The 12,536-nt window shown below is 73.2% G+C and carries 10 protein-coding genes; 3 read left to right on the forward strand and 7 right to left on the reverse strand.

Annotation, left to right across the window (positions count from 1 at the left end; all coding sequences use genetic code 11):
- The first annotated feature begins 140 nt into the window (after window positions 1–140).
- Entirely contained in the window at window positions 141–962 is an 822-nt protein-coding gene (locus tag ACFY2K_RS33310; RefSeq protein ID WP_375896737.1) for an integrase, read from the forward strand.
- Window positions 963–1,048: 86 nt separating this feature from the next.
- Here the strand turns inward: ACFY2K_RS33310 and ACFY2K_RS33315 are convergent, their stop codons facing one another.
- From ACFY2K_RS33315 to ACFY2K_RS33325, 3 genes are all read right to left on the reverse strand, one after another.
- Complete coding sequence (locus ACFY2K_RS33315; protein WP_375896740.1) at window positions 1,049–1,426, reverse strand: hypothetical protein; 378 nt, start codon at window positions 1,424–1,426, stop codon at window positions 1,049–1,051.
- Window positions 1,427–1,637: 211 nt separating this feature from the next.
- Window positions 1,638–2,597 (reverse strand): pirin family protein, encoded by a 960-nt coding sequence (locus ACFY2K_RS33320; RefSeq protein WP_375896743.1) that lies wholly within the window; start codon window positions 2,595–2,597, stop codon window positions 1,638–1,640.
- A gap of 134 nt (window positions 2,598–2,731) precedes the next feature.
- Entirely contained in the window at window positions 2,732–3,235 is a 504-nt protein-coding gene (locus tag ACFY2K_RS33325; RefSeq protein WP_375896745.1) for an SseB family protein, read from the reverse strand.
- A 215-nt stretch (window positions 3,236–3,450) separates the two neighbouring features.
- On the opposite strand from ACFY2K_RS33325, the gene ACFY2K_RS33330 reads away from it, so the two are divergent.
- Entirely contained in the window at window positions 3,451–5,280 is a 1,830-nt protein-coding gene (locus tag ACFY2K_RS33330; protein ID WP_380530894.1) for an acyl-CoA dehydrogenase, read from the forward strand.
- Window positions 5,281–5,408: 128 nt separating this feature from the next.
- On the opposite strand, the gene ACFY2K_RS33335 is transcribed toward ACFY2K_RS33330, so the two are convergent.
- The 3 genes from ACFY2K_RS33335 to ACFY2K_RS33345 form a co-directional block, all read right to left on the reverse strand.
- On the reverse strand, window positions 5,409–6,656 hold the full coding sequence (locus ACFY2K_RS33335) for an ABC transporter permease (protein WP_387716392.1): 1,248 nt from the start codon (window positions 6,654–6,656) through the stop codon (window positions 5,409–5,411).
- Window positions 6,657–7,367 carry an ABC transporter ATP-binding protein gene (locus ACFY2K_RS33340; protein ID WP_387716394.1) on the reverse strand — a complete coding sequence of 237 codons (711 nt, stop codon included), beginning with the start codon at window positions 7,365–7,367 and terminating at the stop codon, window positions 6,657–6,659.
- Window positions 7,368–7,905: 538 nt separating this feature from the next.
- Complete coding sequence (locus tag ACFY2K_RS33345; protein ID WP_387716396.1) at window positions 7,906–8,913, reverse strand: peptidoglycan-binding protein; 1,008 nt, start codon at window positions 8,911–8,913, stop codon at window positions 7,906–7,908.
- A gap of 310 nt (window positions 8,914–9,223) precedes the next feature.
- Between ACFY2K_RS33345 and ACFY2K_RS33350 the strand changes: the two genes are divergently transcribed.
- On the forward strand, window positions 9,224–10,537 hold the full coding sequence (locus ACFY2K_RS33350) for a M18 family aminopeptidase (protein ID WP_375896757.1): 1,314 nt from the start codon (window positions 9,224–9,226) through the stop codon (window positions 10,535–10,537).
- A gap of 59 nt (window positions 10,538–10,596) precedes the next feature.
- Here ACFY2K_RS33350 and ACFY2K_RS33355 read toward each other — a convergent pair whose 3' ends face one another.
- The gene (locus tag ACFY2K_RS33355; RefSeq protein WP_387716399.1) at window positions 10,597–12,411 is read right to left on the reverse strand and encodes an NHL domain-containing thioredoxin family protein; all 1,815 of its coding nucleotides are present in this window, start codon (window positions 12,409–12,411) and stop codon (window positions 10,597–10,599) included.
- Window positions 12,412–12,536 lie beyond the last annotated feature (125 nt).

The raw sequence follows: 12,536 nt of genomic DNA on the forward strand, positions 1-12,536 counted from the left end.
CCCTGATTGGCCGAATTGTCCAGTCGTTATCCGACGGTATGGCCGAATCGCCCCGGCTGCCACCGGAAACCGGCCCCGGCCCGCGCCACACCGGCGCAGGGGTCTGGGCGCGGGCCGGGGGTGGCGGCCACACTGTCGGGATGCAGCTACAGCTCGCAGGGGAAGCACGGCGGCCCGACCGCGAGAGCGAGGACTTCGCGGCGGCCTCGCCGGAGGCGCTGGTCCTGCTGGACGGCGCCAGTTCGCCGGCCGGTCTGGAGTCCGGGTGCCGGCACGGAACCGCCTGGTACGTCCGCCGGTTGGGGGTGCACCTGCTCGCCCGGCTGACCGACCGGGTGGACCGCTCGATCGCCGAGTGCCTGGCCGACGCCATCGTGGAGACGGCCGCGCTGCACGGCGGCCGCTGCGACCTCGGCCACGCCAACACGCCCGCGGCGATGGTGGTCGCGGCCCGGCGGCACGGCGAGTCGCTGGAGTACCTGGTGCTCGGGGACTCGCTGCTGGTGCTGGAGTTCAAGGACGGCCCGCCCAAGGTGATCGGCGACAACCAGCGCTTCCCCGGCGGGGAGGGGCTGCGCCGCCAGGTCTGGGCGACCGTCCCGGGGTCGGCCGAGCGGGCCGCGCTGCACCTGGAGTACGCGCTGGCGGTGCGCGCCGCCCGGAACCGGGGCACCGGGCCGTGGATCGCCGCCGCCAGTCCGCGGGCCGCCGAGCACGCCGAGACCGGCTTCGTCCGGCTGGACCGGCTGCACGCGCTGGCCGCCCTCACCGACGGCGCCTCGCGCTACACCGAGCGCTTCGGGCTGGGCAGTTGGGGGGACGTGCTGCAGCTGCTCGCCGAGTCCGGTCCGGGTGAGCTGATCGCCCAGGTCCGCGAGGTGGAGCGGGCGGACGCGGGCTGCGAGCGCTGGCCGCGCGGCAAGACCCATGACGACGCCTCCGCCGTCTACGCGTTGCTGTAGCCGGCGGAGGCGCTGCTCAGGCGGTGCTGCCCGAGCGGTGTTGCTCAGGCGGTGTTGCCCGGGTGGTGCGGGGTGGGTGGTGCGGGTCAGCGGTTCTGGCCCCAGCGGAAGCTGGACGAGTCGCCGACCTTCTGCACCCACGGCTGCACGTAGCGGGAGGGGTCGTCGCTGGTGGAGAAGCTGCCGCCGGTGATGTGGCCGACCCAGCCCTGGTCGCTGGTGTACGCGCCGGCTTCGCAGCCCTGGGTCCCGTTGCCGTGGTTGATCAGGTCGTACTGCACGTACCAGTGCGAGCTGTAGTAGAAGTGCACGTTGATCGAGCAGGTGCCCGTCCCGTCGTAGACGGAGTACGAGCTGGTGTCGATGGTCGGCCGGGCCTCGGCCGCGGTGGCACCGGTCAGGGCGATCAGCGGTGTCGAGGCGAGTACGGCGAGTACGGCGAGCCGCCGGACGGTACGGCGCATGGTGGGTTTCCTCCCGTGGTGGTCTCGACCAATTTGGCCAATGGTTCAGACCAATCGACATTATGGGGAGACGCTCGGAGCAGGTGTCAACACCCGTGCGACAAGGGGAGGATGGGACTCCGGAGGCTTCCGGTACGAACATGGCGAAGGGCCCGGACCGTAGCGGTCCGGGCCCTTCGGGTGTGCCGACGTCCGTGGGTGTCCGTGGGCGTCAGTGGGCGTCGGTGGGGATGGTGCCGAGGCGGCCGGCCTGGAAGTCCTCCATGGCCTGCTGGAGCTCGCGGTGGCTGTTCATCACGAACGGGCCGTAGTGGGCGACGGGCTCGCGGATCGGGAGGCCGCCGAGGAGGACCACCTCGAAGTTGTTGTCGCGGGAGTCCTGCTTCTCGTCGGCGCGGATGGTGATCGAGTCGCCGTCGCCGAAGACGACGGCCTGGCCCCGGTGGAAGGGACGGCGCTCGGCGCCGGCCGAACCGTTGCCCGCGAGGCCGTAGGCGAGGGCGTTGAAGTCGGCGCGCCAGGGCAGGGTGACCTGGGCGCCGGGGTTGACCGACGCGTGGATCATGGTGATCGGGGTGAAGGTGGTGCCCGGGCCCTGGTGGCCGTCCAGCTCGCCGGCGATCACCCGGAGCAGCGCGCCGCCGTCCTCGGAGCCGAGCAGCTTGACGCTGCCGCCGCGGATGTCCTGGTACTTCGGGGTGATCATCTTGTCCGAGGCGGGCAGGTTCACCCACAGCTGGAGGCCGTGGAAGAGGCCGCCGGACCGCACCAGGGACTCCGGCGGGGTCTCGATGTGCAGGAGGCCGGAGCCGGCGGTCATCCACTGGGTGTCGCCGTCGGTGATCGTGCCGCCACCGCCGTGCGAGTCCCGGTGGATGAACGTTCCGTCAATGATGTAGGTGACGGTCTCGAAGCCGCGGTGCGGGTGCCAGGGGGTGCCCTTCGGCTCGCCGGCCGCGTAGTCCACCTCGCCCATCTGGTCCATCATGATGAACGGGTCGAGGTACTTCTGGTTGATCTTGGCGAAGGCGCGGCGGACCGGGAAGCCCTCGCCCTCGAAGCCCTCGGGGGCGGTGGCGACGGTGAGCACCGGCCGCGGGGTGGCGACGGTCTGGTCCGGCGTGGTGACGCGCGGGAGGGTCAGCGGGTTGTCGACGGTCACGGCGGGCATGTCGGCCTCCTTCGAGGGGGGTTCTCTGGCCTACGTCCACGAGAATAGTTCAATCCTCAACAACAAGCAAGTTGAAACTTGAACTATGTGGTGACGAAGGAGCGCGGGGCTCCTCTCCCGGGGTGGGCCGTCCGTCAGCCGTACATCCGGCGCATGGTGAAGTCGACCATCTGCTCCACGGCCTTGGCGTCGAACACCATCCGGTGCTCGCCCTCCATGTCCAGCGCGAAGCCGTAGCCGGTCGGCAGCAGGTCCAGCACCTCGGCGCCGGTGACGGTGAAGTGCTTGGAGTCCTTGCCCGCGTAGCGGCGCAGCTCCTTGAGCGAGCTGAACATCGGGATCACCGGCGTCGGGGTGTTGTGCAGTGCCAGGAAGCCGGGGCGCTCGCCGCGCGGGCAGTGCACCTTCGAGGTGATGAAGATGGCCTGGAAGTCCTCGACCGCCATCGAGCCCGTGGTGAAGGCGCGCACCGCGTCCGCCAGGGACGGCGGGGAGGGCTCGGGGTACAGCGACTGCTGGGGTGCCTGCCCCTGGGTGCCGTACGCGTCCGGTCCGGGCATGCCGTTCATGCCCGGCTGCGGACCCGCCTGCTGCTGGTAGGGGTCACCCGGGTATGCGTTCTGGTCATATCCGTACACACGGACAGGCTAGCGGGAGCGCACCCGCCCGCGCTGGCGTCGATCCTGACAAGGAGTGGTCGCCCCGGCTTGTGGGACGTGACCACGTTCATACCGGATTCACCGCCGGGGGCTTGCCCAAGTTACCGCTGGGTAGCATCATGATGCCTACTGGTGGGTACGGGGCGCCCGAAACGCGGCGGTCTCCCGGAAGCGACGAACCGGAGAAAACGGCCATGGGTCACTACAAGTCCAACCTGCGGGACGTGGAGTTCAACCTCTTCGAGGTGTTCGGTCGCGACCAGGTGTACGGCACCGGGCCGTTCGCGGACATGGACGTCGAGACCGCGAAGAACATCCTCAGCGAGATCACCCGCCTCGCCGAGAACGACCTCGCCGCGTCCTTCGTCGACGCCGACCGCAACCCGCCGGTCTTCGACCCGGAGACCAACACCGCCCCGGTCCCGGCCACGTTCAAGAAGAGCTACCAGACCTTCATGGACGCCGAGTGGTGGCGCCTGGGCATCCCGGAGTCCATCGGCGGCCAGGTCACCCCGAACTCGCTGATCTGGGCCTTCGCCGAGCAGATCCTGGGCTCCAACCCCGCCATCTGGATGTACTCCTCCGGCCCGGCCTTCGCCGGCGTCATCGCCGAGGAGGGCACCGAGGAGCAGCTCGAGGTCGCCAAGCGGATGACCGACCGCCTGTGGGGCTCCACCATGGTCCTCACCGAGCCCGACGCGGGCTCCGACGTGGGCGCCGGCCGCACCAAGGCGATCCAGCAGGAGGACGGCTCCTGGCACATCGAGGGCGTCAAGCGCTTCATCACCTCGGGCGAGCACGACATGTCCGAGAACATCATCCACATGGTGCTGGCCCGCCCCGAGGGCGGCAAGCCGGGCACCAAGGGCCTCGGTCTGTTCATCGTCCCCAAGTTCGACTTCGACTGGGAGACCGGCGAGCTGGGCGAGCGCAACGGCGTCTACGCCACCAACGTCGAGCACAAGATGGGCCTCAAGGCCTCGAACACCTGCGAGATGACCTTCGGTGCCAAGCACCCGGCCAAGGGCTGGCTGCTGGGCGAGAAGGTCGACGGCATCCGCCAGATGTTCAAGATCATCGAGTTCGCCCGGATGATGGTCGGCACGAAGGCCATCGCCACCCTCTCCACCGGCTACCTGAACGCCCTGGAGTACGCCAAGGAGCGCGTGCAGGGTGCCGACATCTCCCAGTTCCTGGACAAGACCGCCCCGCGCGTCACCATCACCCACCACCCGGACGTGCGCCGCTCGCTGCTGACCCAGAAGGCCTACGCCGAGGGCATGCGCGCGCTGGTCCTGTACACCGCGTCCGTCCAGGACGACATGATGGCCGCCAAGCTGCGCGGCGAGAAGGACGAGGCCGCCGAGCGCCTCAACGACTTCCTGCTCCCGATCGTCAAGGGCTACGGCTCGGAGAAGTCCTACGAGCAGCTCGCCCAGTCCCTGCAGACCTTCGGTGGCTCCGGCTACCTGCAGGAGTACCCGATCGAGCAGTACATCCGCGACGCCAAGATCGACACCCTGTACGAGGGCACCACCGCCATCCAGGGCCAGGACTTCTTCTTCCGCAAGATCGTCAAGGACGGTGGCCAGGCGCTCACCGCCCTCAACGAGCAGATCCAGAAGTTCCTCGGCTCCGCCGAGGGCGGCGACGCCCTGGCCGCCGAGCGCGAGCTGCTCGCCAAGGCCGCCGGCGACCTGGAGGCCATCGTCGGCAAGCTCATCGCCGACCTGACCTCGGTCGAGCAGGACGTCAAGAACATGTACAAGGTGGGCCTCAACACCACCCGCCTGCTGATGGTCTCCGGCGACGTCGTGGTCGGCTGGCTGCTGCTGCGCCAGGCCGCGGTGGCCCTGGCCAAGCTGGAGGCCGGCGCCTCCGAGAAGGACGTGCCGTTCTACCAGGGCAAGGTCGCGGCCGCCCGCTTCTTCGCCAAGAACGTCCTCCCGACCATCGCCCCCCAGCGGGCGATCGCCGAGGGCATCGACAACGAGATCATGGAGCTGGCGGAGGAGGCCTTCTAAGGCCTGCGCCCTCCTCTTCTGAACCGCCTGACGACACCCTCACACCGAAGGGCCCGGCTGCCACCGGGCCCTTCGGCGTTTCCCGTGCCGCCCCAGGTGCCGCTCCAGGTGCCGCTCCAGGTGCCGTCCTAGGTGCCGTGCAGGGCCTGGAGGGGGTCGGTGCGGGCCGCGCGCAGGGCCGGGTAGAGGCCGGCGAGGAGGCCGACGGCGGTGCCGATCAGGGGGGCGGGCAGGGTGGTGGCGGGCTGGAGGACGGCGGTCCAGTCCCGGGCGGCGGCCACGCCGACCACCGTGACCACGCCCAGGCCGGTGCCGATCAGGCCGCCGAGGGTGCCCAGGGCCGTCGACTCGGTGAGGAACTGGGCCGCGATGTGGCCGGTGCGGGCGCCCAGCGAGCGGCGCAGGCCGATCTCCGCGGTCCGTTCCAGGACGGCGACCAGCGTGGTGTTGGCGATGCCGACGGCGCCCACCAGCAGGCAGATCCCGGCCAGGGCCAGGAACAGGCCGGTCAGGTCGGAGGCCACCGTGTCCTGGAGGCCGTGCGGGTCCGGCGGCGGGACGGCGGTGAACGCGGTCGGGGCGTCCGGCCGCAGGGCGAGCGGGAGTTGGGCCGCCACCACGGGCGCCGCGCCGATCCGGGTGGCGACCAGGCCCTGGGCGCCGCGGTCCGGCTGCGGGGCCGGGTTGCCGAAGTGCTCCAAGGCCGTGCCGGCCGGGACGATCAGGCTCAGCAGGGCACCCGGCCCGCGCCGGACGTCCGCGTAGACGCCGGCGACGGTGTACGGGAGGCGGTCGATGAAGACCGCCGGCTGGGCGTCCAGGCGGCTCACCCCGAGGCGTGCGGCGGCGGCCTCGCTGAGCAGCACCACCGGCTGTGCGGTGTCCTGGACGAACGGGTCCAGGGTGACCCCGGCGGTCAGGGTCGGCTCCATCGCGGCGACCGCGCCCGGGGTGGCGGCCAGGACGGACAGTCCGGCGCCCTCGTCGGGGCCGTCCGGGCGGCGGGAGAGCGTCGGGGTGCCGGGCACCGGCCACCAGACGCCGCCGGCCCGTACGCCGTCGATCGCGGCGATCCGGTGGTCGGCGTCGGCGGGGAAGTCGCTCGGCGGGTTGGTGCCGGGGGCGACGCCGTCGGTGCGCGGCTGGTCGGTGACGGTGACGGTGGTGGCCCTGGTCAGGCTGAACCGCTCGTCGATCCGGCCGGTGGCGGTCGCGGTCAGGCCGAGGACGGCGACGAAGGCGCCGATGCCCAGCACGGTGCCGAGCAGGGTCAGCGCCGAGCGGCCGGGGCGCTGCAGGAGGCCGGAGAGCGCCTCGGAGAGCAGGTCGCGGGGGCTGAGGCGGGAGGACGGTCCGGGGGGCGTGGGGCGGGCCACTCAGACCACCTCGGGCACGGTCAGGCGGCCGTCGCGGAGCAGGGCCCGGCGGTCGGCGCGGGCGGCCACGGCGGGGTCGTGGGTGATCACCAGCAGGGTGAAGCCCTCGGCGTGCAGGGCGTCGAACCGGTTCAGCACCGCCGCGGCGTTGGCCGGGTCCAGGTTGCCGGTCGGCTCGTCGCACAGCAGCAGGCTGGGCCGGTTCACCAGGGCGCGGGCGATCGCCACCCGCTGGCGCTCGCCGCCGGACAGGGTGCCGGGCAGCGCGTCCGTGCGGTGGCCGAGGCCGACCAGGCGCAGCGCCGCCAGCGCGGCGGCGCGGCGGGCGCGGCGCGGGGTGCGGTTGTAGACCTGGGCGAGGAGGACGTTCTCCTCGGCGGTGCGGTGCGGGAGCAGGTGGAAGGACTGGAAGACGAAGCCGATCCGGTGCCCGCGCAGGGCCGAGCGGTCCCGGTCGCGCAGGCCGGCGGTGTCGATGCCGTCCAGCTCGTAGCGGCCGCCGGTGGGGGTGTCGAGCAGGCCGAGCAGGTGCAGCAGGGTGGACTTGCCGGAGCCGGACGGGCCGGTGACGGCCAGGTACTCGCCGCGGTGGACGGTCAGGTCGGTGGGGTGCAGGGCGACGACGGGCGGGCGGCCGGGGTGGGTGCGGCCGACGCCGTGCAGGGCGATGACGGGCGGTGCGGCGGGGGAGTCCGTCGCCGGCGGGGTCACTTGCCGACCACCACCTGGTCGCCGTCGCGCAGCCGGGCGCCCTCGGCCGGGGTGACGGCCACCAGGCCGTCCGCGGTGACGCCGGTGGCGACCGGGACGGTGCTGCGGTTCCCGGCGGGATCCACCCGGGTGACGGAGGTCCGGCCCGCCGCGTCGGTGGAGACCGCGGAGACCGGGACGGCCGTGACGGGGGCGCCGGCCTTGGCCCTCAGGACGGTGAGGCGGACGTTCCTGCCGTTCAGAGCGGCGGGCAGCGGGGCGTCCGGGGTGATCGTGACCGGTACGTAACTCTGGCCGCCCGGCTGGTTGTCGGGCGCTCCGGCGGCCGGGCCCACGGCGCCGGGGGGTACTGCGCCGGGCCGGGCGGGGCCGGAGCCCGCCGGCGCGCCCGAGCCGCCCAGGGTGATCACCTTGCCGGCCGGGGGAGCGGTGGTCGGGGCGCCGACCTGGGCGACGGTGCCGGGGGCGGTGGTGCCGGAGTCCTCGGCGAGCAGCTCGACGGCCATGCCCGGCCGGACGCCGGCCGCCTGGGCCGGGGTCAGCTGGCCGGTGACGGCCAGGCCGCCGCTGGTGAGCGACAGCAGGGCGCCGGAGACCGGCGAGCCGACCGCGCCGTTGACGGCGGTGACGGTGGCCGGGAGGGCGGGCAGGAACAGCACGTGGGCGGCCGGGACCATCGGGCCGTTGACGGCCTCGGCCTTGCCGAGGGCGGCCCGGTCGTCCGCCAACTGCTTCCTGGCGTCGGCGAGTTGCCGGTCGAGGTCGCCGGTGGGGGCCGGGGCTGCTGGGGCTGCTGGGGCTGCTGGGTCGGGGCCGGGGCCGGGGTCGGGGGCGGTGCGGTGGCGCCCGCCTCCTTCTGTGCGGTGAGGCCGTCCACCGTCCGCCGGTCGGCGTCGACCGCCTTCCGCGCGGTGTCCACGGCCTGCTGGGTGGTGGCGCCGGTGGTCGGCACCGGGTAGCCGAGCGCGCGGTAGAACTCCGTCACCGCGGCGGCGGTGCCGGGCCCGTACGAGCCCTGGTCGTCCTCGCCGCTCCCGTGCCCCAACCCGGCCAGTGCGGACTGGAGTTCGGCCACGTCGGGGCCGGTGCTGCCCGGCTTGAGGTCGCGGTACGCGGGCACCGGTCCGGGCAGGGCGAACAGCGGCTGCCCGGACACCTCGGCGAGCAGCCTCCCGGCCACCGCCAGGTCCCCCTGCCGCACGCCCAGCTTCGAGACGAACAGGCCGGTCACCTCGGTCGAGGCCGCGGTCGGGACCACGTCGAACTGCGCGGGCGGGTACACCACCGCGCGGGCGACCGTCGAGGGCGTCAGCACCCGGCTGACCACCGGCGCGGTCAGCAGGCTGTTCGGCGGCGGAGCGGTCCGCGCGGCCCGCTCCGCCGGGGACTTCACCAGCGCCGCCGCCCCCACCCCGCCCACCGCCACCAGCGCGGCGGCCAGCGCCACCCCCAGCAGCGCCCGCCGCCGCCGCGCGGCCCGCGACGGGGCGGGCGGGGGAGGCGGCGGGTCGGCGGTGCCGTCGGCGGTCTTCGTCGTCGTGGTCAACTCATCCCTCTCCCCGAGGACTTCACTGGGACGAGTGTTATCACCCGGCGGTCGGGCGCGGGTGGGGGTTCCCGGCTTTTCGGTGCGCGGCGGGCCCGTGCGGCGCGGCCGCGGCCGGGGCTCCGCTGACGGTGTGCGACCGGGTCGGACCAGGGCGTGAAGAAGGGCCGGTGGGAGGCGGGTTCGGGATCGCGCCGGTGTTCCGAAACCGTTGCCCGGTCCCGAATGCCATGTCCGTGTACGGGCATATGCTCAAGGTGCGAAGCCGATCCCCCATCCGGCTTCGGCCCTCCCTCGACCCTGGAGCAGTATGTCGACCGCCGCCCGCCGGGCCTTCTTCGACCGGACGCACACCGACGATCTGATCGCGTTCCTCGGCACCTCGCCGTCCCCGTACCACGCGGTCGCGAGCGCCGCCGAGCGCCTGGAGAAGGCGGGGTTCCGTCAGGTCGCGGAAGCGGACGCCTGGGACGCGGCGGCCGGCGGGCGCTACCTGATCCGCGGTGGTGCGCTGATCGCCTGGTACCTGCCGGAGGGGGCGGGGCCGGAGACGCCGTTCCGGATCGTCGGCACCCACACCGACTCGCCCAACCTGCGCGTGAAGCCGGTCCCCGACACCGGCTCCGCCGGGTGGCGGCAGGTCGCGGTGGAGATCTACGGCGGGGTGCCGCTGAACACCTGGCTGGACCGTGACCTCGGCCTGTCCGGCAGACTCGCGTTGAAGGACGGCAGCGCGCGGCTCGTCCAGCTGGACGAGCCGCTGCTGCGCGTGCCCCAGCTCGCCATCCACCTGGACCGCCAGGTCAACGACGGCATGAAGCTGGACCGGCAGCGGCACGTCACCCCGATCTGGGGCCTCGGCCCGGTCGACGAGGGCTCGCTGATCGGCTACGTCGCCGAGCGGGCCGGACTGGCCGCCGAGGAGGTGGCCGGCTGGGACCTGATGACCCACGACGTCCAGCCCGCCTCGTACCTGGGCCGTGACCGCGAGCTGCTGGCCGGCCCGCGGCTGGACAACCTGCTCTCGGTGCACGCGGCCACCGCCGCGCTGGCCGCCGTGGCCGTCGCCGCCGCCGGGGGCGAGGTGGAGCTGCCGTACATCCCGGTGCTGGCCGCCTTCGACCACGAGGAGACCGGCAGCGAGTCGGACACCGGCGCGCAGAGCCCGCTGCTCGGCAACGTGCTGGACCGGACGGTGTACGCCCGCGGCGGCTCCCCGGAGGACCGCGCCCGGGCGCTGGCCGGCACCGTCTGCCTGTCCTCGGACATGGGCCACGCCGTCCACCCGAACTACTCCGAGCGGCACGAGCCGGGCCACCACCCGCTGCCGAACAACGGGCCGATCCTCAAGGTCAACGTCAACAACCGCTACGCGACCGACGGGGTCGGCCGGGCGGTGTTCGCGGCCGCCTGCGAGAAGGCCGGCGTGCCGTGGCAGAGCTTCGTGTCCAACAACGCGATGCCCTGCGGGACGACGATCGGTCCGATCACCGCGGCGCGGCTGGGCATCAAGACGGTGGACTGCGGCATCGCGGCGCTGTCCATGCACTCCGCGCGCGAGCTGTGCGGGGCCGAGGACCCGTACCTGCTGGCCAGCGCGATCAAGGCCTTCCTGGAGGGCTGAGCACGTAGCCGCGAAGGGGCCCGCCGGTCCGCCGGCGGGCCCCTTCGCATCTTGCCCGGTTACTCCATGCCCGCCAGGACCAGCGGGAGGCGGCGCACGCCGTCGGCGACCAGCTTCACCGGCACGCCCCAGTCCTGCTGGTGCACGTGGCAGGCCGGGTACTCGATCTCCGGGTCGTCGTCGCAGGAGGCGGCCATCGCCGAGACGTGCAGCACGCCCTCGGTCACCTCGGCGGAGAGCACCAGCTCGCGGGAGAGGGCGGAGTCCGCGCCCGCACCGGAGACCAGCAGCTCGGGCGGGGTCGAGCTGACCAGCAGCCGGGTGGACGGGCCGTAGCGCTCGTCCAGCTTCTGGCCGCTCGGGGCCTCGAACACCACGTCCAGCCGCAGGGCGCCCGGGGCGACCTCGGTGGCCGCGCGCTGGGTGCGGTGCGCCACCGACTCCACCCGCACCGCCTCCTCCGGCAGCCGCAGCCGGGTCAGCCGGTGCCGGGCCGACTCGATGACCACGATGTCGCCGTCGACCAGCACCGCCCCGGAGGGCTCGCGCAGGTCGGTGGCCAGCGTGGTGACCTCGCCGCTCGCCGGGTCGAAGCGGCGCAGCGCGTGGTTGTAGGTGTCGCTGACGGCCACCGAGCCGTCCGGCAGCACGGTGACGCCCAGCGGGTGCTGGAACAGGGCCTGGTCGGCGGCGCCGTCCCGGTGGCCGAAGTCGAACAGCCCGGTCCCGACGGCCGTTTCGACCGTCCCCGTTTCACGTGAAACGAAGCGCAGCGCGGAGGTCTCCGAGTCGGCGACCCAGAGCCGCTCGCCGTCCGCGGAGACCGCGAGGCCGGACGGCTGGGCGAACCAGGCCTCCGCGACCGGGCCGTCCACCAGGCCCTCGTTGGTGGTGCCGGCCGCCACGGCGACCGTGCCGGCCGCCGGGTCGTACGCCCACAGCTGGTGCACGCCCGCCATCGCGATCCACACCTTGCCGTCGAACCAGGCGACGTCCCACGGCGAGGAGAGGTCCACCTCGCGGGCCGGGCCCTCGGTCGGCGTGCCCTGCCACCACTGGCGGCCGGTGCCCGCCAGGGTGGTCACGCTGCCGTCGGCCAGCCGCACCCCGCGCAGCGCGTGGTTCACGGTGTCCGCGACGACCACGTCGTAGTCGTGGCCCTCCGGTAGCAGCGCCAGGCCCTGCGGCTCGCTGAACCGCGGGTCGGCGCCGTCCACCAGGCCGCGCTGCCCGTCACCGATCCGGCGCACCACCGTCTCGCCGTCCTCGGCCAGCTCGACCAGCGAGTGGTGGCCGGAGTCGGCCACCAGGAAGTGGCCGTTCGGCAGCCGCACCGCCTTGCCGGGGAACTTGAGGTCCTCGCTGCTCGGCTCCGGCGGCACGTACGGGCCGTCGCCGCGGCGCAGCGTGCCCTTGGCCCCGTGCTCCGCCTCCAGCTCGGCCACCAGCCGGGCGATCGCGTGCGCGTGGCCCTCACCGGCGTGCTGGGCCACCACGTAGCCCTCGGGGTCGATCACCACGAGCGTCGGCCAGGCGCGGACGGCGTACTGCTTCCAGGTCGCCAGCTCCGGGTCGTCCAGCACCGGGTGGTGCACCTCGTACCGGGCGACGGCGTCCACCACGGCCTGGTGGTCGGCCTCGTGCACGAACTTGGGCGAGTGCACCCCGACGATCACCACGGTGTCGCGGTGCCGCTCCTCCAGCTCGCGGAGCTCGTCCAGGACGTGCAGACAGTTGATGCAGCAGAAGGTCCAGAAGTCCAGGACGGTGATCTTGCCCCGGAAGTCGGCGAGGGTGAGGTCCTTGCCGCCGGTGTTCAGCCAGCCGCCTGCTCCGACCAGTTCGGGGGCGCGTACGCGTGCACGAGATGCCATGGGTGTATCCAACCCCATGAGGGGTGGGGGGCATTCCGGGTGGGGGCCGCTGCGCGGGGCTGTTGGTGGGTGGGGGGCTTTCGGGAGGGTGGGTGGGTCCGGGGGCGGTTCCGGGGGTGGGTGCT

It is taken from the genome of Kitasatospora sp. NPDC001309, from assembly GCF_042896295.1.
Lineage (GTDB): Bacteria > Actinomycetota > Actinomycetes > Streptomycetales > Streptomycetaceae > Kitasatospora.